21 protein-coding genes are annotated in these 24,242 nt (G+C 71.4%); 11 read left to right on the top strand and 10 right to left on the bottom strand.

Annotated elements, in window-relative coordinates:
* Positions 1-50: 50 nt before the first annotated feature.
* Positions 51-959: a heme A synthase gene (locus tag ACFVAJ_RS14775; protein WP_376945354.1), complete on the bottom strand. Its 909-nt coding sequence runs from the start codon at positions 957-959 to the stop codon at positions 51-53.
* Between the two features lie 248 nt (positions 960-1,207).
* Here ACFVAJ_RS14775 and sufB point away from each other — a divergent pair, with 248 nt between their 5' ends.
* The 5 genes from sufB to ACFVAJ_RS14750 are packed head-to-tail and all read left to right on the top strand — an operon-like array spanning position 1,208 to position 5,327.
* The gene (sufB, locus tag ACFVAJ_RS14770; RefSeq protein WP_376945352.1) at positions 1,208-2,626 is read left to right on the top strand and encodes a Fe-S cluster assembly protein SufB; all 1,419 of its coding nucleotides are present in this window, start codon (positions 1,208-1,210) and stop codon (positions 2,624-2,626) included.
* Positions 2,627-2,640: 14 nt separating this feature from the next.
* A complete protein-coding gene (sufD, locus tag ACFVAJ_RS14765) occupies positions 2,641-3,810 on the top strand; it encodes a Fe-S cluster assembly protein SufD (protein WP_376945350.1) in 1,170 nt (389 codons plus the stop codon).
* Position 3,811: 1 nt separating this feature from the next.
* Positions 3,812-4,138, top strand: a complete 327-nt coding sequence (locus tag ACFVAJ_RS14760) for a non-heme iron oxygenase ferredoxin subunit (RefSeq protein ID WP_376945348.1) — start codon at positions 3,812-3,814, stop codon at positions 4,136-4,138.
* Positions 4,139-4,191: 53 nt separating this feature from the next.
* On the top strand, positions 4,192-4,977 hold the full coding sequence (gene sufC / locus ACFVAJ_RS14755) for a Fe-S cluster assembly ATPase SufC (protein ID WP_376945346.1): 786 nt from the start codon (positions 4,192-4,194) through the stop codon (positions 4,975-4,977).
* Positions 4,978-4,997: 20 nt separating this feature from the next.
* The gene (locus ACFVAJ_RS14750; RefSeq protein ID WP_157424200.1) at positions 4,998-5,327 is read left to right on the top strand and encodes a metal-sulfur cluster assembly factor; all 330 of its coding nucleotides are present in this window, start codon (positions 4,998-5,000) and stop codon (positions 5,325-5,327) included.
* Between the two features lie 81 nt (positions 5,328-5,408).
* Here ACFVAJ_RS14750 and ACFVAJ_RS14745 read toward each other — a convergent pair whose 3' ends face one another.
* The gene (locus ACFVAJ_RS14745; protein ID WP_376945344.1) at positions 5,409-7,502 is read right to left on the bottom strand and encodes a M3 family metallopeptidase; all 2,094 of its coding nucleotides are present in this window, start codon (positions 7,500-7,502) and stop codon (positions 5,409-5,411) included.
* Positions 7,503-7,561: 59 nt separating this feature from the next.
* Between ACFVAJ_RS14745 and ACFVAJ_RS14740 the strand changes: the two genes are divergently transcribed.
* On the top strand, positions 7,562-8,380 hold the full coding sequence (locus ACFVAJ_RS14740; RefSeq protein ID WP_376945342.1) for a methyltransferase domain-containing protein: 819 nt from the start codon (positions 7,562-7,564) through the stop codon (positions 8,378-8,380).
* 42 nt (positions 8,381-8,422) lie between these two features.
* Here the strand turns inward: ACFVAJ_RS14740 and ACFVAJ_RS14735 are convergent, their stop codons facing one another.
* From ACFVAJ_RS14735 to ACFVAJ_RS14705, 7 genes are all read right to left on the bottom strand, one after another.
* A complete protein-coding gene (locus ACFVAJ_RS14735) occupies positions 8,423-8,647 on the bottom strand; it encodes a hypothetical protein (protein WP_376945340.1) in 225 nt (74 codons plus the stop codon).
* Complete coding sequence (locus ACFVAJ_RS14730; RefSeq protein WP_376945338.1) at positions 8,647-9,093, bottom strand: GNAT family N-acetyltransferase; 447 nt, start codon at positions 9,091-9,093, stop codon at positions 8,647-8,649. Before ACFVAJ_RS14730 ends, ACFVAJ_RS14735 begins: the two co-directional genes overlap by 1 nt.
* A gap of 8 nt (positions 9,094-9,101) precedes the next feature.
* Positions 9,102-11,684, bottom strand: coding sequence for a valine--tRNA ligase (gene valS, locus ACFVAJ_RS14725; RefSeq protein WP_376945336.1), 2,583 nt, complete (start codon positions 11,682-11,684; stop codon positions 9,102-9,104).
* 159 nt (positions 11,685-11,843) lie between these two features.
* Positions 11,844-13,532 carry a dipeptide ABC transporter ATP-binding protein gene (locus ACFVAJ_RS14720; protein WP_376945334.1) on the bottom strand — a complete coding sequence of 563 codons (1,689 nt, stop codon included), beginning with the start codon at positions 13,530-13,532 and terminating at the stop codon, positions 11,844-11,846.
* Positions 13,529-14,404 carry an ABC transporter permease gene (locus ACFVAJ_RS14715; RefSeq protein WP_376945332.1) on the bottom strand — a complete coding sequence of 292 codons (876 nt, stop codon included), beginning with the start codon at positions 14,402-14,404 and terminating at the stop codon, positions 13,529-13,531. Before ACFVAJ_RS14715 ends, ACFVAJ_RS14720 begins: the two co-directional genes overlap by 4 nt.
* The gene (locus ACFVAJ_RS14710; protein ID WP_376945330.1) at positions 14,401-15,396 is read right to left on the bottom strand and encodes an ABC transporter permease; all 996 of its coding nucleotides are present in this window, start codon (positions 15,394-15,396) and stop codon (positions 14,401-14,403) included. Before ACFVAJ_RS14710 ends, ACFVAJ_RS14715 begins: the two co-directional genes overlap by 4 nt.
* Before the next feature lie 10 nt (positions 15,397-15,406).
* Positions 15,407-17,065, bottom strand: a complete 1,659-nt coding sequence (locus tag ACFVAJ_RS14705; RefSeq protein WP_376945328.1) for an ABC transporter substrate-binding protein — start codon at positions 17,063-17,065, stop codon at positions 15,407-15,409.
* A gap of 124 nt (positions 17,066-17,189) precedes the next feature.
* Here ACFVAJ_RS14705 and ACFVAJ_RS14700 point away from each other — a divergent pair, with 124 nt between their 5' ends.
* The 5 genes from ACFVAJ_RS14700 to ndk all read left to right on the top strand — a co-directional run bounded on the left by ACFVAJ_RS14700 (position 17,190) and on the right by ndk (position 23,375).
* Positions 17,190-17,591: a GntR family transcriptional regulator gene (locus ACFVAJ_RS14700; protein ID WP_376945326.1), complete on the top strand. Its 402-nt coding sequence runs from the start codon at positions 17,190-17,192 to the stop codon at positions 17,589-17,591.
* 219 nt (positions 17,592-17,810) lie between these two features.
* Complete coding sequence (ileS, locus tag ACFVAJ_RS14695; RefSeq protein ID WP_376945324.1) at positions 17,811-21,122, top strand: isoleucine--tRNA ligase; 3,312 nt, start codon at positions 17,811-17,813, stop codon at positions 21,120-21,122.
* Entirely contained in the window at positions 21,119-22,495 is a 1,377-nt protein-coding gene (locus ACFVAJ_RS14690; RefSeq protein ID WP_376945322.1) for a bifunctional folylpolyglutamate synthase/dihydrofolate synthase, read from the top strand. Before ileS ends, ACFVAJ_RS14690 begins: the two co-directional genes overlap by 4 nt.
* Positions 22,492-22,956: a DUF4233 domain-containing protein gene (locus ACFVAJ_RS14685; RefSeq protein WP_376945320.1), complete on the top strand. Its 465-nt coding sequence runs from the start codon at positions 22,492-22,494 to the stop codon at positions 22,954-22,956. The genes ACFVAJ_RS14690 and ACFVAJ_RS14685 overlap by 4 nt, the downstream gene beginning before the upstream one ends.
* The gene (gene ndk, locus ACFVAJ_RS14680) at positions 22,953-23,375 is read left to right on the top strand and encodes a nucleoside-diphosphate kinase (RefSeq protein WP_376945318.1); all 423 of its coding nucleotides are present in this window, start codon (positions 22,953-22,955) and stop codon (positions 23,373-23,375) included. Before ACFVAJ_RS14685 ends, ndk begins: the two co-directional genes overlap by 4 nt.
* 62 nt (positions 23,376-23,437) lie before the next feature.
* On the opposite strand, the gene ACFVAJ_RS14675 is transcribed toward ndk, so the two are convergent.
* Positions 23,438-24,064, bottom strand: coding sequence for a vitamin K epoxide reductase family protein (locus ACFVAJ_RS14675; protein WP_376945316.1), 627 nt, complete (start codon positions 24,062-24,064; stop codon positions 23,438-23,440).
* Positions 24,065-24,242: the final 178 nt, after the last annotated feature.

Below are 24,242 nucleotides of genomic sequence, written 5' to 3'. Positions count from 1 at the left end.
CCTGAGGTTCGCGGACGAACCCCTGAGATGCCGAAGCGCGCGGCGCGGGGTCAGCGCGCGGAGGTCGCCGCGGCGCTCGACTCCGAGGCCGCGGCGTCGGCGGCCACCGGTCGCTTCAGGCGCAGGATGACGAGGGTCATCGCCGCCGCCGTGAGGGCGGCGAGCACCATGTGCACACCGACCGCGAGCACGGGCAGGCCGTTGCGCGCCTGGTAGAGGCCGACCGCGACCTGCACGAGCTCGATGCCGAGGAGCGCGATCGCCCAGCCGCGGGTCGGCAGCGACTCCCGCCAGGCTGCGATCACGAGGACGAGCGTGAGCACGAGGAGGAGGTAGCCGGGCCAGGCGTGGACGTGCTCGAGGATCTCGGCGTCGAACCCGGTCCGTCCGGCCTCGAGGTCGCCCGAGTGCGGCCCCGAGCCCGTGGTGAGCACGCCGAAGACGATCGAGATCGCGAGCACCGCGCTCGTCGCGTGCGCGAGCCCCGCGTACCAGCCGGGCACGGCGCGCTCGCGCGCACCCGCCGGCTCGTCCATGCGGGCCAGGAACGCCGCGGTCACGCAGACGAGCACGAGCGAGGAGATGTAGTGGAAGCCGACGATGAACGGGTTGAGCCCCGTCCAGACGGTGATGCCGCCGACGATCGCCTGGGCGACGATTCCGAGGCCGACGATGAACGAGAGCGCGAACAGGTCGCGCCGTTCGCGGCGGATGCGCCAGACGAGGAGGAAGACGATGAGCGCGATGATGCCCACGACGCCGGTCATGAGGCGGTTCCCGAACTCGATGAGCGAGTGGTAGGTGAGCTCCTCGGTCGGGACGAGCGACTCGGGCGTGCAGGTGGGCCAGGTGGGGCATCCGAGGCCCGAACCGGTGAGGCGCACCGCGCCGCCGGTCGCGATGATCGTCACCTGCGCGACGAAGGAGGCCCAGGCGAAGAAGCGGAGAGAGCGGGGCACGCGGGTCGTTCCTGATCCGGGTCGCTCTGAGACAGGGCTGGGAGTCCGGCCCGATGCCACTGCGACCCTATAGACTTGAGTGGTTGGCGCACCTGCTGCGACGCGCGTTCGCGCGGCAAGCGGGCACCAGCCATCTTAGGTTCGCACTGGAGCCACCCGCACATCACACCCCCTCACCGAGATCCTCGACAGGCGCGGGGAATGAGCCGGACTGATAGCCGGTTGCACGGGAGGAGAAGAGGAAGAGTATGACGGACGTACTGATCGACCGCCCAGAGCTCGAAGGGCTCGGAAACTACGAGTTCGGTTGGGCCGACTCCGATGCTGCGGGAGCCTCGGCTCGCCGCGGCCTGTCCGCCGAGGTCGTCGCCGACATCTCGGGGCTGAAGGACGAGCCCGAATGGATGCTCCAGCGCCGCCAGCGCGGCCTGCAGCTCTTCGAGCGCAAGCCCATGCCGACCTGGGGCGCCGATCTGTCGGAGATCGACTTCGACAACATCAAGTACTTCGTCCGCTCGACCGAGAAGCAGGCCCAGACCTGGGAGGACCTGCCCGACGACATCAAGAACACCTACGAGCGACTCGGCATCCCCGAGGCCGAGCGCCAGCGCCTCGTCGCCGGCGTCGCGGCCCAGTACGAGTCCGAGGTGGTCTACCACCAGATCAACGAAGAGCTCGAGCGCCAGGGCGTCATCTTCATGGACACCGACACCGCGCTGAAGGAGCACCCCGAGTTCTTCGAGGAGTACTTCGGCACCGTGATCCCCGCCGGCGACAACAAGTTCGCCGCGCTGAACACGGCGGTCTGGTCGGGCGGCTCGTTCGTCTACGTCCCGAAGGGCGTGCACGTCGAGATCCCGCTGCAGGCCTACTTCCGCATCAACACCGAGAACATGGGCCAGTTCGAGCGCACGCTCATCATCGCCGACGAGGGCTCGTACGTGCACTACATCGAGGGCTGCACGGCGCCGATCTACAAGAGCGACTCGCTGCACTCGGCCGTCGTCGAGATCATCGTGAAGAAGAACGCCCGCGTTCGGTACACGACGATCCAGAACTGGTCGAACAACGTCTACAACCTCGTCACGAAGCGCGCCACGGCCGCCGAGGGCGCCACCATGGAATGGGTCGACGGCAACATCGGCTCGAAGGTCACGATGAAGTACCCGTCGATCTTCCTCATGGGCGAGCACGCCAAGGGCGAGACCCTCTCGGTCGCCTTCGCCGGCCCCGGCCAGCACCAGGACGCGGGCGCGAAGATGATCCACATGGCGCCGTACACGCAGTCGTCGATCGTCTCCAAGTCGATCGCCCGCGGCGGCGGCCGCGCCGGCTACCGCGGCGAGGTCCGCGTCGATGCGAACGCCCACCACTCGGCGAACAGCGTCGTCTGCGACGCGCTGCTGGTCGACACGATCTCCCGCTCCGACACGTACCCCGCGATCGACATCCGGGTCGACGACGTCAAGCTCGGGCACGAGGCCACGGTCTCGAAGGTCAGCGAGGAGCAGCTCTTCTACCTGATGAGCCGCGGCATCGACGAGACCGAGGCCATGTCGATGATCGTGCGCGGCTTCATCGAGCCGATCGCGCGCGAACTCCCGATGGAATACGCGATGGAACTCAACAAGCTCATCGAAATGGGCATGGAAGGATCGGTGGGCTAGTAGTGACCGCCCAGATGACCAGCACAGCCATGCCCACGGCCGAGCAGCACGGCCTCGTCGCGCACTCCGACGGCGCCTTCGTTCCCGTCCAGACGCGCTCCGAGCGGTTCCGCTCGACGAACGTCGACGACTTCGAGCCCGTCAACGGCCGCGAGCACGAGTGGAAGCTCTCGCCCGTCGCCGCCTTCGCCGACCTCACGAGCGGCGAGCTCGACGGCTCGCGCCTCGCGATCGAGACGACGGACGTCCCCGGCGTCGCCTACTCGTACCTCGCACGCGACGACGCCCGCATCGGTTCGGCCGGGATCCCCGAGGAGCGCGCGAGCGCCAACGCGTGGTCGAGCTTCGGCGAGGCCCTCCTCGTCTCCGTCACCGGCGAAGACGAGAAGACCGCCGTCGTGACCCGCTCGGGCCTCGGCGCCGCGCCTCGCGCCGCGCACACGGTCATCGAGGCCGCGCCGAACAGCCGCGCGATGGTCGTGCTCGAGGGCACGGGCTCGGCCCGGCTCAGCGAGAACGTCGAGATCATCGTGGGCGACGGGGCATCCCTCACCGTCGTCTCGCTGCAGGAGTGGGACGACGAGGCGGTGCACCTCTCCAGCCAGTTCGCGCGCCTCGGCCGTGACTCCTTCCTGAAGCACATCGTCGTCTCGCTCGGCGGCCAGGTCGTGCGGGTGAACCCCTCGACGCACCTCGCCGAGCAGGGCGCCGACATCGAGGCCCTCGGCCTCTACTTCGCCGACGCCGGCCAGCACCTCGAGCAGCAGGTCTACGTGCACCACGACGCACCGCACACCAAGAGCCGCGTGACCTACAAGGGCGCGCTGCAGGGCGCCGGCGCGCGCACGGTCTGGGTGGGCGACGTGCTCATCGGCCAGAAGGCCACGGGCACCGACAGCTACGAGCAGAACCGCAACCTCGTGCTCACCGACGGCACCCGTGCCGACTCGGTGCCGAACCTCGAGATCGAGACCGGCGACATCGAAGGCGCCGGGCACGCGAGTGCGACCGGTCGCTTCGACGACGAGCAGCTCTTCTACCTGATGGCCCGCGGCATCCGCGAAGACGAGGCGCGCCGCCTCGTCGTGCGCGGCTTCCTCACCGAGATCGTGCAGAAGATCGGCTCGCCCGAGCTCGAGGCGCGTCTCACCGCGGCACTCGAAGCCGAACTGCAGGGGAGCTGACGTGGCATCCGTTCGTGTCTGCGCACTCGACGACCTCGTCGAGAACCAGGCGTCGCGCTTCGTCCTCGAGGGCGTGCCCATCGCCGTCGTGAAGGACGCGGCGGGCGACGTCTTCGCGATCGGCGACACGTGCACCCACGGCGACATCTCGCTCTCCGAGGGGTTCGTCGAGGACGACACGCTCGAGTGCTGGGCGCACGGCTCGCAGTTCTCGCTGAAGACCGGCAAGCCCCTCACCCTCCCGGCCTACGAGCCGGTCCCCGTCTACCGGGTCGACATCCAGGGCGGCGACGTCCACATCGACCCCGCGGTCACGCTGACCGTCTGACCCACACTTCTCCGGCCGCGAGCGGTCGGCAACCGAAAGAGATATCCCAGAACATGTCAGTGCTCGAGATCAAGAACCTGCACGTCAACGTCGAGACCGAACAGGGCACCCGCGAGATCCTCCGCGGCGTCGACCTCACGATCAACGAGGGCGAGATCCACGCGATCATGGGCCCGAACGGCTCGGGCAAGTCGACCCTCGCGTACACGATCGCCGGCCACCCGAAGTACACCGTCGTCGAGGGCGAGATCCTGCTCGACGGCGAGGACGTGCTGGAGATGTCGGTCGACGAGCGCGCCCGCGCCGGCCTCTTCCTCGCGATGCAGTACCCGGTCGAGATCCCCGGCGTCACCGTCACCAACTTCCTCCGCACCGCGAAGACCGCGATCGACGGCGAGGCGCCGTCGGTGCGCACGTGGGTGAAGGACGTCCGCGAGTCGATGGCCAACCTCAAGATGGACAAGGCGTTCGCCGAGCGCAACGTCAACGAGGGCTTCTCGGGCGGCGAGAAGAAGCGCAACGAGATCCTCCAGCTCGAGCTGCTGAAGCCGAAGTTCGCCGTGCTCGACGAGACCGACTCGGGCCTCGACGTCGACGCGCTGAAGATCGTCTCCGAGGGCGTCAACCGTGCCAAGGCGAACACCGGCCTCGGCGTCCTGCTGATCACGCACTACACGCGCATCCTCCGCTACATCAAGCCCGACTTCGTGCACGTGTTCGTCGCGGGCCGGATCGCCGAGCAGGGCGGCCCCGAGCTGGCCGACCGTCTCGAGGAGGAGGGCTACGACCGCTACCAGGTCGCCGAGCCCGCCGTCGTCGAATCGGTTCCGGCCGAGTAGGGCGCGGGTAGACTCCCACCATGGTCTCCTCCCTCGCACCCGAGCGCTACGAGCAGGTCGAAGAAGCGCTGAAAGACGTGATGGACCCCGAGCTCGGGGTCAACATCGTCGACCTCGGCCTCATCTACGACCTCGGCTGGGACGACGAGAACGACGCGCTCGTCATCCACATGACGCTCACGAGCGCCGGCTGCCCGCTGACCGACGTCATCGAGGAGCAGACGGCCGAGGCGCTCGACGGCACCGTCGAGGCGTTCCGCATCAACTGGGTGTGGATGCCGCCGTGGGGCCCCGAGCGCATCACCGACGACGGCCGCGACATGATGCGGGCGCTCGGCTTCGCGATCTGATCGCGCGTCGAACCACGACGAACGGATGCCCCGTGCAGCACGCCTGCACGGGGCATCCGCCGTCTGAGCCGAGCGCGCTGCTCAGGAGAGCCCGCGACGGGCGAGGAGCGCGTCGATCGCAGGCTCCCGTCCGAGCAGGCGGCGGATCGACTCCCGGGGGTCGCGTGAGCCGCCCGGCGCGAGGACCTCGGCGCGGAACCGCTCGCCGAGCTCGCGGCGCGCGCCGCCGTGCTGCTCGAACCAGGCCATGATGTCGGCCCCGGGCACCTCGCTCCAGACGTACGAGTAGTACCCCGCGTCGTACCCGCCCGCGAAGACGTGCGCGAAGTAGCCGCTCGAGTAGCGCGGCGGGATCCGCGGGTCGGCGAGTCCGGCGGCTTCGAGTGCGCCCTGCTCGAAGCCGGCGACCGCGTCGACCCCGTCGAGCGCGTCGGACGCGTCGACATCGAGCCGGTGCCAGGCCTGGTCGAGCGCCGCCGCGGCGAGGTACTCGGTGGTCGCGAACCCCTCGCCGAAGGCGCGGGAGGCGATGAGCCGGTCGACGAGCTCGCCGGGGATGGGGGCGCCGCTCTCGTGGTGCACCGCGTATCGGCCGAGGATCTCGGGACGGAGCGCCCACAGCTCGTTCACCTGGCTCGGCAGCTCGACGAAGTCTCGGAAGACGTTCGTGCCGGCGAAGCTCGGGAACTCGACGCGGGCGAGCAACCCGTGGAGCGCGTGGCCGAACTCGTGGAACAGGGTCTCGGTCTCGTCGAAGCTGAGCAGCGTCGGCTCGCCGGGCGGCGGCTTCTGCACGTTCAGGTGGTTCACGACGACCGGGAGCGCACCGGTGAGCTCGGACTGTTCGACGAGCGAGCTCATCCAGGCCCCGCCGCGCTTCGAGTCGCGCGCGTAGAGGTCGAGCAGGTAGAGCCCGACCGGCGCGCCGTCGGCCTCGAAGACCTCGAAGACGCGGGCGTCGGGGTGGTGCGCGACGAGGTCGGGTCGTTCCTCGAAGCGCAGGCCGAAGAGCAGCGTGGCGGCGTGGAAGACGCCGTCGCGGAGCACCCGACCGGCCTCGAGGTAGGGACGCATCGCGCCGAGGTCGACCGCGTGGCGCTCGGCGCGCTCGCGCTCGGCGAGGTGCAGCCAATCGGATGCCTCGAGCGGGCGTCGTCCGTCGCGTGCGGCCAGCGCGGCGAGATCAGCCGCTTCGCGGTGCGCGTTCGCCATGGCGCGCGGCGCGAGCTCGGCGATGAGTTCGGCGACGGCGTCGGGGGAGCCGGCGGTCTCGTCGGCGGTGACCGCACTGGCGTGGTCGGCGAAGCCGAGGAGCGCGGCGCGCGCGGCCCGCACCCGGACGAGTTCGAGCAGGGTCTCGCGGGTGTCGTGCGGGCCGCCCGATGTGCCGCGTCCTCGAGAGGCGGCGAGCAGTCGGTCGCGCACCTCAGGGGTGTCGAGCTCGGCCAGCGCGGGCTGCTGCGTCGGCAGCACCAGGGGGATCACCCACCCGTCGACGCCGCGGTCCGCGGCCGCCGCGCCGGCCGTGGAGCGGCGCGCCTCGTCGAGCCCCGCGAGATCGACCGCACGATCGAGGTGCAGCCCGCGGGAGTTGCCGTCGGCGAGCAGGTGCCGCTGGAACTCGGTCGTGAGCCGGGCGATCCGCTCGTTCAGCTGCGAGAGCCGTGCGCGTCCGTCGGGCGAGAGGCGCGCCCCGGCGAGCACCGCGATGCGGTGGCGTCGTCGGAGCAGGTACGCGCGGGCGGCGGCGCGATCGGGATCGGCGTCGGTGCCGGTGGCCAGGTCGAGCTCGCCGGCCTCGAGCGCGGCCACGAGCGACTCGAGGCGTGCGAAGAGGCGCTGATCGAGCAGCACCGCATCGCGGAGCGCCGCGAGCTTGGGGGCGAACTCGGCCTCGAGCGCGTCGATCGCCGCGTCCGCGTCGGCCGCACTGCGGTTCTCGAAGACCGGCAGCACGCGGCGCAGGAGCGCACCCGACCGTTCGAGCGCGACGACCGTGTTCGCGAAGCTCGGCGGCTCGGGGTCCGCGGCGATCACGGCGAGCTCGGCCTCCTGCTCGGCGATGCCGAGCGACAGCGCTTCGCGGAAGTGCTCGGCGGCGATGAGCTCGAACAGGGGGAGTCGGTAGGGCAGCGGGCTCGGTTCGAGCAGTGGATTGTGCGTCGAGGCGCTCATGCGATCACCCTATGACGAGCCGCGAGCGCCGTGAGGCGCTGCGCGCGTAGGCTCAGGACATGGCCAGCCAATCCTCCGCCCGCGACGCGTACACCCACGGCCACCATGCGAGCGTTCTGCGCATCCACGCCTGGCGAACGGTCGAGAACTCCGCCGCGTACCTCGCACCCCACCTCCAGGCCGGGGCCGACGTCCTCGACGTCGGCAGCGGCCCCGGCACCATCACGCTCGACCTCGCCCGGCGGGTGCGGCCCGGGCGCGTGCACGGCATCGACGCCTCCGCCGAGGTGGTCGCCCACGCGACGGGCCTCGCCGAGAGCGAGGGCGTGCGCAACGTCGAGTTCACCGTGGGCGACGCGTACGCGCTCGACGAGCCCGACGACCGCTACGACGTCGTGCACGCGCACCAGGTGCTGCAGCACCTGGCGCGGCCGGTCGATGCGCTTTGCGAGTTCCGGCGCGTCCTGAAGCCCGGCGGCCTCCTCGCCGTGCGCGACGTCGACTACGGCGGCGTGATCTGGAGCCCCGACTCGGCCGGGCTCACCCGGTGGCTCGAGCTCTACCACGACGTGCACGAGTGGAACGGCGGCGACCCTCGCGCCGGACGTCACCTGAAGCGCTGGGTGCGCGAGGCCGGGTTCGGCGACATCACCGCGAGCGGCACGACGTGGGTGTTCGCCTCGGCGCTGGAGCGCGAGTGGTGGGGCGGATCATGGGCCGAGCGGGCCACCGAGTCGCAGTTCGCGGCGCACGCGATCGAGTCGGGCCACTCGAACCCCGAGGAGCTGCGCGCGATCGCGCAGGCGTGGCGCGACTGGGCCGCCGACGCCGACGGGTGGCTGCTGATGCCGCACGGCGAGATCCTCGCCCGGGCCTGACCGCGGCGTCCGGTCGGCGTCGTGCCGACCGGACGCGGGGCGTCACCAGTCCTCGTCGTCGTCCCGGACGTCGACGATGACTTCGCTCACCACGGTGCCGTCGTCGAGCTCGGCGATCGGGCGCCCTTCGAGCCAGGTGAGGGTCCAGTGGCGGCCGGTGCCGTCGCCGGTGAACGACGACTCCGCCGCCGCGATGCGCGGGCGGAGCTCGTTCGGCACCGACACGGGCGGCTCGGTGCCGAACGCCCAGCGGGTGCCGAGTCGCATCAGGCGTCCATCTCGTAGGTGACCCAGCTCGTGCGGGTCGCGAGCGTGTCGTAGAGCCGCTGGGCCGGCTCGTTGTCGGCCGCGGTGATCCAGCTGACGCCGCCGTGGCCGATCTCGGCCGCACGCGCGTGGACGAACTCGATGAGCGCACGGCCGGTGCCCGTCCCGCGCTGCGACTCGGCGACGTAGAGGTCGTCGAGGAAGAGCCCGTTCGTCGCCGTCAGGGTCGACGGCACCTGGCGGAAGTGGGCGAGCCCCACGGGCGTGCCCTCCTCGTCGACGGCGAGCGCCGCCTGCAGCGGGTTCTGCTCGTCGCGGAGCCAGTTCCAGACGATGAGCGCCTTGGCGTCGTCGAGCTCGGTCTCGTAGAACGTGCAGTACGACTCGAACAGCGGCAACCAGCCGAAGAAGTCGTCGTCGCCGGCGAGCCGGATCTCGTTGGTCATGGTTCCCCCTATTCCGACGGCGCCTCGAAGACGACGTCGCTGACTGCGAACTCCTCCGCCTCGGCGAAGACGAGTTCGGTGATGCGCCCCACCGCGCGCAGGTCGGATGCCACGGACTCGAGCAGGGCGATCGTCGCCGCGGGGGCGTGGATCGTCGCCTGGACGACCGGGGTCTTCTGCGAGGCCTTCGCATCGGTCTTGGCCCGGCGGATGCCGGTGAGCGCGAGGCTCGCGACCTCGAGCAGCTCGCCGCCGGCGTCGCCGCGCGCGGCGAGCTCGTCGGCGGTCGGCCAGTCGGCGCGGTGGACCGAGCCCTCGTGCGACCAGCGCCACGCCTCCTCGGTCGCGAACGGGATGACCGGTGCGAACAGCCGCAGCATGACGCCGAGCGCCGTCTTCAGCGCGGCGACCGCGGAGGCCTGCTCGGGGCTCGGCTCGCCGTAGGCGCGCTCCTTCACGAGCTCGAGGTAGTCGTCGCAGAACGTCCAGAAGAAGGTCTCGGAGAGCTCGAGCGCCCGCGCGTGGTCGTAGCCCTCGAGCGCCCGCGTCGCCCGGTCGACGACCGTGGCGAGCTCGGCGAGCATGCTGCGGTCGACCGGCATGGTGACGGGAGCGTCGGCGGATCCGTCGAAGCCGAGGATGAACTTCGCGGCGTTGAGGACCTTGATCGCGAGACGACGGCCGATCTTCACCTGCGTCGGGTTCTGCGGGTCGAAGGCGGCGTCGGTGCCGAGGCGCGAGGAGGCTGCCCAGTAGCGCACGGCGTCGGAGCCATGCTGCTCGAGCAGGCCCGACGGCGTCACCACATTGCCCTTCGACTTCGACATCTTCTTGCGGTCGGGGTCGACGATGAAGCCCGAGATCGCGGCGTTCGACCACGGCGCGACGCCGTGCTCGAGCTCGGCGCGCAGCGTCGTCGAGAAGAGCCAGGTGCGAATGATGTCCTGGCCCTGCGGACGCAGCGAGTAGGGGAACACGAGGTTCCAGAGCTCGGGGTCGCGCTCCCAGCCGCCGGCGAGCTGCGGGGTCAGCGACGAGGTCGCCCAGGTGTCCATGACGTCGTGCTCGCCGATGAAGCCGCCGGCCTGGCCGCGCTGCGACTCGTCGAAGCCGGGTGCGGGCGCCGACGACGGGTCGACGGGCAGCAGGTCCTGCGTGGCGACGATCGGCTCGTCGAACACGGGGTCGCCCTGCGCGTCGAGCGGGTACCACACGGGGATGGGCACGCCGAAGAACCGCTGGCGCGAGACGAGCCAGTCGCCCGAGAGGCCGCCGACCCAGTTCTCGTAGCGCACCCGCATGAAGTCGGGGTGCCAGTCCATCTCGCGACCGTGGGCGAGCAGGCGCTCGCGCAGCGACTCGTCGCGGGCGCCGTTCGTGATGTACCACTGACGGGTCGAGACGATCTCGAGGGGCTTGTCGCCCTTCTCGAAGAACTTCACCGGGTGCGTGATCGACTTCGGGTCGGCGAGCAGCTCGCCCGAGTCGCGCAGCAGCTGCACCACGGCCTGCTTGGCCGAGAAGGTCGTCTTGCCCGCGAGCTCGGCGTAGGCCGCGCGGCCCGCCTCCGAGGTGATCGCCTCGGGCGCCTCGGCGATGACGCGGCCGTCGAAGCCGATGATCGCGCGGTTCGGCAGGTCGAGCTCGCGCCACCAGACGACGTCGGTCACGTCGCCGAAGGTGCAGATCATCGCGATGCCGGTGCCCTTGTCCTTCTGGGCGAGGTGGTGCGCGACCACGGGGACCTCGACGTCGAAGACGGGCGTCGTCACCGTCGTGCCGAAGAGCGGCTGGTAGCGCTCGTCGTCGGGGTGGGCGACGAGGGCGACGCACGCGGGCAGGAGCTCGGGCCGGCTCGTCTCGATCTCGATCGTGCCGCCGTCGGCCTTGTGGAAGGCGACGCGGTGGTAGTGGCCCGGCTGGTCGCGGTCTTCGAGCTCGGCCTGCGCGACCGCGGTGCGGAAGGTGACGTCCCACAGGGTCGGCGCGAGCGCCTGGTAGGCCTCGCCGCGCTCGACGTTGCGGATGAAGGCGAGCTGCGAGGTGAAGAGCGCCTCGTCGGCGATGGTGCGGTAGCTCTGGGTCCAGTCGACCGAGAGGCCGAGCATGCGCCAGAGCGCCTCGAACTGCTGCTCGTCCTCGACGGTGAGGCGCTCGCAGAGCTCGATGAAGTTGCGGCGCGAGATCGGCACCTGGTCGGCGGCCTTCGTCGACTTGCCGTCGCCGCCCTCGAACGGCGGCACGAAGCCCTCGACGTAGGGGAGGGTCGGGTCGCAGCGCACGCCGTAGTAGTTCTGCACGCGCCGCTCGGTGGGCAGGCCGTTGTCGTCCCAGCCCATCGGGTAGAAGACGTGCTTGCCGCGCATGCGCTGGAAGCGGGCGACGACGTCAGTGTGCGTGTACGAGAACACGTGGCCGATGTGGAGCGAGCCCGACGCCGTGGGCGGCGGGGTGTCGATCGAGTAGAGGCACTCGCGCGTCGCCGACTCGCGATCGAACCGGTAGGTGCCCTCACGCTCCCATGCGCCTCCCCAGACCGATTCGAGGCCTTCGAGAGCGGGCTTGTCGGGGATGCGCGCGGTGTCGGTCATGATGCTCCGGTTCGATATCTGCGGCACCGAGTCCATGATGAGGTGCCTGAATGTGACGCTCAAGCCTAGCGGAGCGCGGCCGTGAATCGCCCGCGCGGACGGGTGCGCGTCGCGGCGAGGGGGCGGGTCGGGGTCGCCCGGTCGGCGCGGCGCACCGGGTCAGCGCACCAGTCGCGGCGCATCCGCGACGAGTCTCGCGGTGTACGGATGCCCGGGCGCGGCGAACACCTGCTCGGCGCTCCCGGCCTCGACGAGTCGGCCCGCCTGCATCACGGCGACCCGGTCGGCCATGTGCCGGACGACGCCGAGGTCGTGCGAGATGAACAGCATGGCGAGGCCCCGTTCGCGCTGGAGCTCGTCGAGAAGGTCGAGGATCTGCGCCTGGATCGTGACGTCGAGCGCCGAGACGGGTTCGTCGCAGACGAGGATCTCGGGGGCGGCGGCGAGGGCGCGCGCGATCGCCACGCGCTGCCGCTGCCCGCCCGAGAGGGTGAGCGGCTCGCGGCCGGCGACGGTGCCGGCGAGGCCGACCCGGTCGAGCAGCTCGGCGACGCGGCGAGAGACGGTCGCGCGGCTCGGATGCCCCGGCCCGGCCTCGGCCGTCGGACCGCCGCCGGCCGCATCGGCCAGGATCCGTCCTACGGTCCAGCGGGGGTCGAAGGAGCTCAGGGCGTCCTGGTAGATCGCGCCGATGCGCGCGCGCCGCGGCCGGCGGGCGCGCTCGTCGAGGGCCGACCAGGGTTCGCCGTCGAGGGTGACGACCCCGCGGTCGGGCGGGGTCAGGGCGAGCGCGAGGCGGGCGACCGTCGTCTTGCCCGACCCCGACTCGCCGACGAGGCCGACCGTCTCGCCGCGACGCACGTCGAGCGAGACGTCGTCGACGGCGGTGAAGCGACCGCCGCCGCGCACGGGGAAGGTCTTCGCGACGCCGTGAAGCGCGAGGAGCGGCGCCGTTCCGGGCGATCCCGCACTCGACTCCGTCGGTGGGGCGCTTTCGGCCACCCGCGCAAGGCCCGGGGTGGTCGCCACGGCCTCGGGCCGGCTCAGCGCGACGCCGCGCGGCACCTCGGCGGGCACCGCGGCGATGAGGGCACGCGTGTACGGCTCGCGGGGCGCCCCGAGCACCTCGTCGACCGTGCCCTGCTCGATGACGCGCCCGTCGCGCATGACGAGCACGCGATCGGCGAGACGTGCGACCACGGCCAGGTCGTGGCTGATGAGCAGCAGCGCGGTGCCGCGACCGCGGACCTCGCCGAGGAGGTCGAGCACCCGGGCCTGCACCGTCGCGTCGAGCGCGGTGGTGGGTTCGTCGGCGATGACCAGGGGCGGGTCGAGGGCGAGCGCCGAGGCGATGAGCGCGCGCTGCCTGAGGCCTCCCGAGAGCTCGCCCGAGCGGCGGCGCACGGCGGCGGCCGGATCGGGCATGCCGACGTCGGCGAGGACCTCGAGGGTGCGCGTGCGGCGATCGGCACGCGGCATCCGTTCGTGGATGCGCAGCGCATCGCCGATCTCGCGCCCGATGGGGCGCAGCGGATCGAGTGCGACGAGCGCGTCCTGCAGGACGAGCCCGGCCTGCCGGCCGCGCACGCCGCGCCACTCGCGTTCGGTCGCGTCGCGGAGGTCGCGCCCGGCGAGCCGCAGGGTCTGCGCCTCCACGCGCGCACCCTCGCCGGCCATGCCGAGCAGGCTCCGCGCGGTGACCGACTTGCCCGAGCCCGACTCGCCGACGATCGCCACGCACTCGCCCGGCGCGATCGCGAGGGAGACCCCGCGCACGACCTCCTCGCGGCCGAAGGCGACCCGCAGCTCCTCGAGCTCGAGCACGGGGCCCGTGCCGATCGCCGTCATCGTGCGCCCCGTTCCCGTCGGGCGAGTGCGCGGCCGAGCACCGTCGTCGCGATGGTCGTGCCGACGATCGCGAGGCCGGGGAACACGGTCATCCACCACGCCGTCTGGAGGTAGGTGCGACCGGCCGAGAGCATCGCGCCCCACTCGGCGGCCGGCGGCTGGGCGCCGAGGCCCAGGTAGCTGAGCGCCGCCGCCCAGACGATCGCCTGGCCGATGCCGAGCGTCGCCAGCACGACGAGCGGCAGCAGCGCGTTCGGCAGCAGGTGGGCGGTGAGGATGCGACGTGGCGGGCGCCCGAGGACGCGCGCCGCCTCGACGTACTGGGAGGAGCGGATCGAGACGAGCTGCCCGCGGATGATGCGCGCATAGCCGGGCGCCGTCGAGAGGCCGACGGCGATGGTCGCGGTGACCGGGCCCGGGCCGGCGACCACGATGACGAGGAGCGCGAGCAGGAGGCCGGGGAAGGCGAACAGCACCTCGACGAGCCGGCCGACGCCGAAGTCGACGACGCGTCCGCCGAAGCTCGCGAGCACGCCGAGCAGCAGGCCGAGCGCCAGGCCGATGGCGGTGGCCGTCACGCCGATGAGGAGCGAGGTGCCGGTGCCGGCGACGACGCGACTGTAGACGTCGCGGCCCGACTCGTCGGTGCCGAACCAGTGCGCGGTCGACGGCGGCTGGAAGGCGTCGGCCGCCGAGATCGCGTTCGGGTCCTGCGTGGCGACGAGGGTCGGGAACGCCGTGGCCGCGAGCAGCAGCACGACGAATGCGCCGGCGAGGACAGTGCCGACCCGGGGGCGAGCGCGGCGGGGTGCCTCGCGATCGTGGACCGCCTCGGCGTCGACCGCCGTCTGGCGGAGTTCGAGCTCGCTCATCGGGCGCCCTCCTGCGCGAGGCGCGGATCGGCGACGCGGGCGACGAGGTCGGTGAGCACCGTCATGACGACGTAGACGAATGCGACGAGCAGCACGACGCCGGTGACGACGGGGATGTCGCGGAGTGTGACGGCTTGCAGCAGCGTGCGCCCGAGCCCGGGCATCGCGAAGATCGTCTCGACGACGACCGCGCCCGAGAGGAGCCACCCCAGCGCCCACCCCGAGAGGCTGATGCCGGGCAGTGCCGCGTGCCGGATCGTGTGGCGGAACCGGATACCGAGGGCGCTCTCGCCGCGGGCGCGCGCCGAGACGACGAAGGGCTGGCGCATCGCGTCGATGAGGCTCTCGCGCATGACCTGGGCCAGGAAGCCCGCGAGCGGGATCGCGAGCGTCGTCACGGGAAGCACGAGGCCCGCGGGTGTGCCGGTCGCGACGGGCGGGAACCAGCCGAGCCCGGTGCTGAACACGGCGATGAGCACCGCGGCGAGCCAGAAGTGGGGGAGCGCGGCGGCCACGAGCTCGATGCCCTGCCCGAGCGCGGAGGCGATCCGGCCGCGACCGGTCGACCAGAGCGACAGGCCGAGGGCGAGCACCCAGGCCGCCGCGAGCGAGCACACCGCCAGGAGCAGCGTGCCGCCGATCTGTGCGCCGAGGAGCTCGGCGACGGGGACCTTGAGCGTGTAGGAGGTGCCGAGGTCGCCCGTGAGCAGTCGACCGAGCATCGCGAAGTACTGCACGATGAGCGGCTCGTCGAGCCCGTAGTCGCTGCGCACCTGGTCGAGCGCCTCCTGGGAGGCCTGCGAGCCCGGTCCGCCGAGGATCGCCTGCGCGGGGTCGCCCGGGATGAGGCGGATCGCGAAGAAGGTGAGCGTCGCCACCGCCCAGAGCACGAAGACGGCGCCGCCGAGGAGCAGCGCGAGGTGCCGCGCGGTGCGACCGCGTCGCGCGCCCCGGGGCGCCGGAACGCCCGTGCCGGCCGAGCGGCCGGTCACGGGCGCGGCCTCACTCTGCGAGCCAAGCGTCGGAGAAGCTCGGCGTCGAGACGGTGGGCAGTGCACGGGCGCCCTGCACCTTCGGGCTCAGCAGGAAGCTGTTCTGCTGGTCGTAGAGCGGCAGCAGGTAGTGCCCGCCGAGGATGAGGCGCTGGGCCTCCTCGTACTGCGCCGCGCGCTCCGCCGGGTCGCTCGTCGACGCGGCACCGCTGAGCAGCGCGTCGATCTCGGGGTCGTCGACCTGGGCCAGGTTCGCGAAGTAGCCGCTCGGCGCCGGCGTGATGCTGTCCGAGTGGTAGAGGATCCGCAGCACGTCCGGTCCGACCTTCGTGTAGGGGGCGCTCACGATCTCGTACTCGTGGGCGAACAGCGCGCCGTACCAGCTCGAGAGGTCGAGCAGCGAGATCTGCACGTCGAAGCCCGCCTCCTTGGCGGTCGCCTGCACCTGCTCGAAGAGCGACTGCTCGGCCGGCACCGACTGGTTCGTGCTCACGGGGAACCGCAGCACGAGGCGCGCGCCGTCCTTCATGCGCGTGCCGTCGTCGTCGCGCTCGGCCCAGCCGGCCTCGTCGAGCAGCGCGTTCGCGCGGTCGAGGTCGGTCGTGAAGAGCTCGGGCTCGGAGTAGGCGAGTGCCTCGACCGAGGAGAGCGCCGAGTAGGAGCGCCCTGCGGTGCCGAAGTAGAGCGCTTCGATGCCGTCGTTGACGTCGACCGCGGCGATGAACGCCTCGCGCACGCGCTCGTCGTCGAAGGGCGCCTGGGACGAGTTCAGCTCGATGCGGTTCGACGCGCCGGGGCGCGGGGCGTCGATCCAGCTGAAGGCGCCGCTCTCATCGGCGGCGGCGATCGTGTCGGGCTGCGGGTTGTCGATGACGTCGACCTGGCCGCCCTGCAGCGCGGCGTATCGCGAGGCGGCGTCGGGCACGAAGCGCCAGTCGATCGCCTCGAGGTACGCGGGGCCCTCGTGCGCGGCGTCGGCGGGCGGCGAGACGTAGTCGTCGTTGCGCACGAGCGAGACGCGCTCCTGCTTGACCCAGCCGTCGACGACGAAGGCGCCAGTGCCGATCGGCGCCTCGCAGTTCGCCTCCATGCCGCGGGCGAGCCCCGCGGGCGACTCGATCGCGAGCCAGGGCTGCGAGAGCGACTCGAGCAGCGCGCTGTCGGGTGCGGTGAGCACGAAGCGCGCGACGTCGGGCGCGACGACCTCGACGCGGTCGACCTTGCCGAGGGCGAGGTAGCCGGTCGACGACTGCGTCGCCGGGTCCTTCAGGTGCTCCATGTTCACCTTGACCGCCTCGGCGTCGAACGGCGTGCCGTCGGTGAACTCGACGTCGTCGCGCAGGGTGAAGTCCCAGCTGAGCCCGTCGGCCGCGGGCTCCCACGACTCGGCGAGCCACGGGACGATCTCGCCCGACTCGTCGCGGGAGACGAGCGACTCGAGGAACTGGCTCGCGAGCAGCGCCTGCGGGTAGTTGCCGCCGACGTGGGGGTCGAGGCAGGTCGGCTCGGCGTCGCCGCTCGCGTAGCGCAGTGTGCCGCCCGCGACGGGCTCCTCCGAGACGGGCGCCTCGCCGGCCTGGCAGCCGGAGAGCAGGACGCCGCCCGCGAGCGCGACGGCGAGGAGGCCGACGGGGCGTGATCGGCGGGCGGGGGTCGGGGCAGTGCGCATCGGAATCCTTGCAGGAGAGCTGGGGGAGCGGGCGGAATGACCTCGACCCGGATTCATCCTGACACCGGCGCGGGGCCGCGACAAGCAAGTTGTTCTATTACCGCTAGAACAATAGAGTTTCAGCATGTTGATCCGGCTCGACCCGACCCTCCCGAGCCCGCTCGCCGAGCAGCTCGCGGGCGGACTCCGCGCGTCGATCATCGACGGGCGCCTCTCGGGCGGCGAGCGGTTGCCCGCCGCCCGTGAGCTCGCTGCCGACCTCGGGGTGAACGTCCACACGGTGCTCCGCGCCTACCACCGGCTGCGCGACGAGCAGCTCATCGAGCTGCATCGCGGGCGCGGTGCCGTCGTCGCCGTGCGGATCGGCGGCCATGCCGCGCTCGCCGGAGCGATCCACGACCTCGTCGACGAGGCGAAGGGGCACGGCCTGCCCGAGGCCGCGCTGCTCGAGCTGATCCGCGAGGCGTACCGCTCCGCGCCGAGCCCCGCCGGCGTCGTCCGTCCGGCGCCGACACGGTACTCTTGACGGCAACGACATCGATCCGGCCATCACCGGGGAGTCTTCGGCAGAACGCGTTCGGCGGCCACGTGGCATCCGATCGTCACTAGAACCGAACGGGGCGGCCCGTCACAGCCGGCAATGAGGGGCCCTCCCGAGCGGAGGGCAAGCGAGGTGGTACCGCGGCGGAGGCTCGATCGAGCGGCCGGCGTCCTCGTGAGAGCATCCGTCCCACAAGGAGCGAGCGTGTACCCCCGTACCCCAGACGACCACGGTGTCGCCCCCTCACCCGACTTCCCCGCCGTCGAGCGCGAGGTCCTCGAGTTCTGGCTGAACGACGAGACCTTCCAGGCCTCGATCGACCAGCGCGAGGGCGCCCCCGAGTGGGTCTTCTACGACGGCCCGCCGTTCGCCAACGGCCTGCCCCACTACGGGCACCTCCTCACCGGCTACGCGAAGGACCTGTTCCCGCGCTACCAGACCATGCGCGGCCACCAGGTGCACCGCCGGTTCGGCTGGGACACGCACGGCCTGCCCGCCGAGCTCGAGGCCGAGCGCCAGCTCGGCATCACCGACAAGAGCCAGATCGAGGAGATGGGCATCGCGGCCTTCAACCAGGCCGCCCGCGACGCGGTGCTCCGCTACACGAAGGAGTGGGAGGAGTACGTCACCCGCCAGGCGCGCTGGGTCGACTTCGAGAACGACTACAAGACGCTCGACGTCACCTTCATGGAGAGCGTGATCTGGGCGTTCAAGACGCTCTACGACAAGGGCCTCGCGTACGAGGGCCACCGGGTGCTGCCCTACTGCTGGCGCGACCAGACGCCGCTCTCGAACCACGAGCTGCGCATGGACGACGACGTGTACAAGATGCGTCAGGACCAGACCGTCACGGTGACCTTCCCGCTCACGGGCGCGAAGGCCGAGTCGCTCGGGCTCACCGCCGTGCGCGCGCTCGCGTGGACGACGACGCCGTGGACCCTGCCAACGAACTTCGCGCTCGCCGTGGGTCCCGGGATCGAGTACGCGGTCGTGCCCGGCGGCCCGAACGGCACCCCCGACGCGACGGTGCTCCGCGAGGGCGCCGAGGGCGTCGCGAGCGACACCGAGGTGCTCGGCGCCGAGTACCTGCTCGCGGTCGACCTCGTCGGCAACTACGCGAAGGAGCTCGGTTACGACTCCGCCGACGAGGCGCGCGCCGCCGTGTCGCGCACCGTTCGCGGCGCCGAGCTCGACGGCGTCACCTACGACCGCCTCTTCGACTACTACGCCGACGTCGAGGCGTACGGGCTCGAGAACGCCTGGCGCATCCTCGTCGCCGACTACGTCACCACCGAGGACGGCACCGGCATCGTGCACCAGGCGCCCGCCTACGGCGAGGAGGACCAGAAGATCGGCGAGGCCGCCGGAATCCCGGTCGTCATCTCGCTCGACGAGGGCGGCCGGTTCCTCCCGGCGGTCACGGATGTCGCGGGGCTGCTCTGGAGCGACGCGAACAAGCCGCTCACCCAGCTGCTGAAGGCCGAGGGCCGGTTGCTGCGCCAGGCGAGCTACGAGCACTCGTACCCGCACTGCTGGCGCTGCCGCAACCCGCTCATCTACCGCGCGGTGTCGAGCTGGTTCATCAAGGTGCCCGAGTTCAAGGGCCGCATGGGCGAGCTGAACCAGGACATCAACTGGGTGCCCGACAACGTGAAGGACGGCCAGTTCGGCAAGTGGGTCGCGGGCGCCCGCGACTGGTCGATCAGCCGCAACCGGTACTGGGGCTCGCCGATCCCGGTGTGGAAGAGCGACGACCCCGAGCACCCCCGCATCGACGTCTACGGCTCGCTCGAGGAGCTCGAGCGCGACTTCGGCCGGCTGCCGGTGGGGCCGAACGGCGAGCCCGACCTGCACCGCCCGTACATCGACGACCTCACGCGGCCGAACCCCGATGACCCGACGGGTCGCTCGACGATGCGCCGCATCCCCGACATCTTCGACGTCTGGTTCGACTCGGGCTCGATGCCGTTCGCCCAGGTGCACTACCCGTTCGAGAACCGCGAGTGGTTCGACTCGCACAACCCGGCCGACTTCATCGTCGAGTACATCGGGCAGACGCGCGGCTGGTTCTACGTCATGCACGTGCTCTCGACGGCGCTCTTCGACCGCCGCGCCTTCTCGAACGTCGTGAGCCACGGCATCGTGCTCGGCAGCGACGGGCAGAAGATGTCGAAGTCGCTGCGCAACTACCCCGACGTGTCGGAGGTGTTCGACCGCGACGGCTCCGACGCGATGCGCTGGTTCCTCATGTCGAGCTCGGTGCTGCGCGGCGGCAACCTCGTCGTCACCGAGGAGGGCATCCGCGAGGGCGTGCGCCAGCTCATGCTGCCGCTCTGGAGCACCTGGTACTTCTTCTCGCTCTACGCCAACACGGCGAAGGAGGGCGGCTACGAGGCATCCCGTTCGACGTCGTCGGCCGACGTGCTCGACCGCTACCTGCTCGCGAAGCTGCGCGACCTGGTCGAGGCCGTCACCGTCGACCTCGACGACTTCGACTCGCCGCTCGCGGCGCAGAAGCTGCGCGACTTCGGCGACGTGCTCACGAACTGGTACGTGCGCCGCTCGCGCGACCGCTTCTGGGGCGGCGTCGCCGCCGACGGCTCCGGCGCCGAGGCCTTCGACACGCTCTACACCGTGCTCGAGACGCTCACGCGTCTCGCGGCGCCGCTGCTGCCGCTCGTCAGCGAGAAGGTCTGGCGCGGGCTCACCGGCGGGCGCAGCGTGCACCTGACCGACTGGCCCGATGCGGCCGAGTTCCCGGCCGACCCGGCGCTCGTCGCCGCGATGGACGCCGTCCGCGAGATCAGCTCCTCGGCGCTGTCGCTCCGCAAGCAGTCGGGTCGCCGGGTGCGCCTGCCCCTCGCGAAGCTCACGATCGTCAGTGCGGATGCCTCGGCGCTCGCCCCGTTCGAGGCGATCCTCCGCGACGAGCTCAACGTCAAGTCGGTCGAACTCGTCGAGCTCGACGAGCACAGCGCCGAGCGCTACGGCGTGACCAAGCGACTCACCGTCAACGCGCGGGCCGCCGGTCCGCGCCTCGGCAAGCAGGTGCAGCAGGCGATCCAGGCGGCGCGCAGCGGCGACTGGTCGGTTGCGGGCGACGCGGTCGTCGCGGGCGGCATCGCGCTCGAGGCGGGCGAGTACGAGCTCGTGCTCGAGGCCGGCGGATCGGGCGACGGCGAGAACGCACTCGCCCTGCTCGCCGACGGCGGCTTCGTGCTGCTCGACACCGCGACGACCCCCGAGCTCGAGGCCGAGGGCCTGGCGCGCGACGTCGTGCGGGCCGTGCAGGAGGCGCGCAAGGCCGCCGGCCTCGAGGTCGGCGACCGCATCTCGCTCAGCCTCGCGCTCGACGCAGCCGGCGCGGCCGCGGCCGAGACGCACCGGGCACTCATCGCGGGCGAGACGCTCGCGACCTCGCTCGAGGTCGTCTCCTCGACGGCGGCCGCAGAGTCCGACGAGGCGAAGCCCGTCGGCGACGATTCACGACTCCTCATCGGATTGGAGCGCGCATGAGCGACGCCCACGACCACGACGCCACCGAGGCCGCCGATGCGGCCGACGCCGTCTACGCCGCGCTCGTCGCACGTGTCGGCGAGGGCGCCCCGCGCCCGCGTCTCGAGCCGACCCGGCGTGCCGTCGAGCTTCTCGGCGACCCGCACCGCGCCGCCCCAGTGATCCACCTGACGGGCACGAACGGCAAGACCTCGACGAGCCGCATGATCGAGAGCCTGCTGCGTGCCTCCGGCCTCCGCACCGGCCTCCTCACGAGCCCGCACCTCGTGCGGTTCACCGAGCGCATCCGGATCGACGGCGAGTCGGTCTCCGACGAGGCGGTCGCCCGCAATTGGGAGGAGATCCTCCCGTTCGTCCAGATCGTCGACGCCGAACTCGAACAGGCCGGCGAATCGCCGCTCACCTTCTTCGAGGTGCTCACGGTGCTCGCGTTCGCGTGCTTCGCCGACGCCCCCGTCGACGTCGTCGTGCTCGAGGTGGGCATGGGCGGCGAGTGGGACTCGACCAACGTCGCCGACGGGCAGGTCGCCGTGTTCACGCCGATCGCGCTCGACCACCAGGCCCGGCTCGGCTCGACCGTCGAGGCGATCGCCCGCACCAAGTCCGGCATCATCAAGCCGGCCGCGGCGGTCGTCACCGCGCGCCAGCCCGACGCCGCACTCGCGGTGCTCGAGGAGGCCACGCTGCTCACCGAGTCGACCCTCGCCGTCGAGGACGACGCCTTCGCGGTCATCAGCCGCACCGTCGCCGTCGGCGGGCAGCTCGTGTCGATCCGGGGCCTCGCGGGGGAGTACCGCGAGCTGTTCCTCCCGTTGTTCGGGGCGCATCAGGCCGAGAACGCGGCCGTCGCGATCGCTGCCGTCGAGGCCTTCATCGGCGGCGGCTCCGTGCGCCTGGCCGACGAGGTCGTCGAGCGGGGACTCGCCGAGGCGACGTCGCCCGGGCGGCTGCAGCTCGTCGGCATCGAGCCGACGATCCTCGTCGACGCGGCGCACAACCCGCACGGTGCACGCGCGCTCGTGACGGCGCTCGGCGAGTTCTTCGACTTCGACGAGTTCGCGATCGTCGTGGGCGTCGTCGACGACAAGGACGCCGCGGGCATCGTCGACACGCTGGCCGAGCTCGACGGCCCGATGCTCGTCACCGTCCCCGACACGGAGCGCGCCCTGCCCGCCGCCGCACTCGAGGCGATCGTCACCGAACGCGTCGGCATGAAGCGCACCCTCGTCGTCGAGCGGCTCGACGACGCGCTCGAGGAGGCCCGCACGTGGGCCGCCGAGGCGCCGAAGCGCGCCGTGCTCGTGACGGGGTCGATCGTGCTCGTCGGCGAGGCCATGGCGATCGCCGACGACCGCGAGTGGGGCAAGCCGTGAGCGACGCGAAGCACGACGGCGATCCGGTGGACGACTCCGGCGAGGCGATCACCGACGCGAACGCCGTGACCACGCCGGCCGCGCCGCCGCGCTCGATCCGGCGGAGTCTCGCCTCGATCGTGCTCGCCTTCGAGACGATCGTCGTCTTCCTCGCCGCGCTCGTGATCTGGGGGCTCGCGCAGGGCGGTGCCGACCAGGCGCTGCCGTCGTGGGTCGCCCTCGCCGCGGGCGGCGTCATCATCCTCGGCCTGATCGCGACGATGGGCCTCCTGCGGTTCGAGTGGGCCTACGTGCTCGGGTGGACGCTGCAGGTGCTGATCGTCGCATCCGGATTCCTCAACCCGGCGATGTTCGTCGTCGGGGCCCTCTTCGGCGGCATGTGGTGGTACTGCATGGTCGTCGGCAGCCGAATCGACCGAGAGCGCGCGGCGGTCGTCGCGCCAGGAAAGGAACAGCAATGACCACTGCGATCGAAGAGACCCTCGTGATCGTGAAGCCCGACGGGGTCGCTCGCAACCTCACCGGCGAGATCCTCCGCCGTATCGAGGCGAAGGGCTACTCGCTCGTCGACATCCGCCTCGTGCAGGCCGATCGCGAGCTGCTCGCGAAGCACTACGCCGAGCACGAGGGCAAGCCGTTCTACGAGCCGCTCGTCGAGTTCATGCAGTCGGGCCCCGTCGTCGCCATGCGCGTCGCCGGCAACCGCGTGATCGAGGGGTTCCGCGTGCTCGCGGGCACGACCGACCCGACGACCGCCGCCCCCGGCACCATCCGCGGCGACTTCGGCCGCGACTGGGGCCTCAAGGTGCAGCAGAACCTGGTGCACGGCTCCGACTCGGTCGAGTCGGCCGAGCGCGAGCTCGCGCTCTGGTTCGCCTGAGCCGTTCGGCAAGAACGACGCCCCGGTCCGAGATCTCGGACCGGGGCGTCGTCGTTCGGGCGTCAGCCGAAGAGGCCCTGCAGGTCGAGCATCACGCGGGGGATGGCGTTCATCTGCAGCTGCGCCAGGAGGATGACGATCGCGTAGCAGACGATCGTGATGAGCGGGATCCACGTGAACCAGCCGGCCGCCAGGCGACGGACTCGTGCCGATGCCGGGATGTTGCCAGACCGGAGGTTGTGGAGCGTCACGACCCAGAACGTCGGGATCGTGACCGCCCACGTCAGCATGCACCAGGGGCAGAGCACGTCGAGCACGTAGATGCTCTGGTAGATGAGCCAGCCGACGAACACGAGCGCACCGGCGACGCCGACGTTGAAGGCCGCCCAGAACCACCGCGAGAACGTCGCGCCGGCGAGGATCGCCACGCCGATCGTGATGACGACGGGCCACGCCATGAGGCCGATGAACGGGTTCGGGAACCCGAACACGGCGCCCTGCCACGATGCCAGGTTCGTGCTGCAGCCGACGAGCACGCCCACGTTGCAGTTCGGCACATGGGTCGGGTCCATCAGCGTGAGGACCTTCTCGACCGAGAGTTCGAACGCGGCGAGGAGGCCGAGCGCCCCCGCGATGATGAGGAAGATCGCCGACGCGACAGGTCGGGATCCGCGAGGGGAGTCGGGCATGCTCGGATTATGGCATGCCGGTTCCCCACGGCGCTGTGAGACCATGCGATAATCGAGGGAGTCGTCCGGGCCGCGCCCGGCACGGCGCCAACGAAGGCTTTGAGGATGCGATGCATCCGAGTGGGCGGGAGACACCCGCAAGACGTGGCGATCCAGGCACCCGCCGATCGCAGTAGTG

Source organism: Agromyces sp. NPDC057679, from assembly GCF_042799635.1.
Taxonomy (GTDB): Bacteria; Actinomycetota; Actinomycetes; order Actinomycetales; family Microbacteriaceae; genus Agromyces.
Note: the sequence above shows the minus strand (reverse complement) of the source record. Positions and strands in the feature narration are given on the sequence as shown.

Coding starts and splice junctions, on each gene's coding strand:
- ACFVAJ_RS14675 (WP_376945316.1), bottom strand. CDS start 24,064: ATGCCCGACTCCCCTCGCGGATCCCGACCTGTCGCGTCGGCGATCTTC.
- ACFVAJ_RS14740 (WP_376945342.1), top strand. CDS start 7,562: ATGGCCAGCCAATCCTCCGCCCGCGACGCGTACACCCACGGCCACCAT.
- ACFVAJ_RS14700 (WP_376945326.1), top strand. CDS start 17,190: ATGTTGATCCGGCTCGACCCGACCCTCCCGAGCCCGCTCGCCGAGCAG.
- ACFVAJ_RS14705 (WP_376945328.1), bottom strand. CDS start 17,065: ATGCGCACTGCCCCGACCCCCGCCCGCCGATCACGCCCCGTCGGCCTC.
- valS (WP_376945336.1), bottom strand. CDS start 11,684: ATGACCGACACCGCGCGCATCCCCGACAAGCCCGCTCTCGAAGGCCTC.
- ACFVAJ_RS14735 (WP_376945340.1), bottom strand. CDS start 8,647: ATGCGACTCGGCACCCGCTGGGCGTTCGGCACCGAGCCGCCCGTGTCG.
- ACFVAJ_RS14730 (WP_376945338.1), bottom strand. CDS start 9,093: ATGACCAACGAGATCCGGCTCGCCGGCGACGACGACTTCTTCGGCTGG.
- sufB (WP_376945352.1), top strand. CDS start 1,208: ATGACGGACGTACTGATCGACCGCCCAGAGCTCGAAGGGCTCGGAAAC.
- ndk (WP_376945318.1), top strand. CDS start 22,953: ATGACCACTGCGATCGAAGAGACCCTCGTGATCGTGAAGCCCGACGGG.
- ACFVAJ_RS14720 (WP_376945334.1), bottom strand. CDS start 13,532: ATGACGGCGATCGGCACGGGCCCCGTGCTCGAGCTCGAGGAGCTGCGG.
- ACFVAJ_RS14715 (WP_376945332.1), bottom strand. CDS start 14,404: ATGAGCGAGCTCGAACTCCGCCAGACGGCGGTCGACGCCGAGGCGGTC.
- sufC (WP_376945346.1), top strand. CDS start 4,192: ATGTCAGTGCTCGAGATCAAGAACCTGCACGTCAACGTCGAGACCGAA.
- ACFVAJ_RS14690 (WP_376945322.1), top strand. CDS start 21,119: ATGAGCGACGCCCACGACCACGACGCCACCGAGGCCGCCGATGCGGCC.
- ACFVAJ_RS14745 (WP_376945344.1), bottom strand. CDS start 7,502: ATGAGCGCCTCGACGCACAATCCACTGCTCGAACCGAGCCCGCTGCCC.
- ACFVAJ_RS14750 (WP_157424200.1), top strand. CDS start 4,998: ATGGTCTCCTCCCTCGCACCCGAGCGCTACGAGCAGGTCGAAGAAGCG.
- sufD (WP_376945350.1), top strand. CDS start 2,641: ATGACCAGCACAGCCATGCCCACGGCCGAGCAGCACGGCCTCGTCGCG.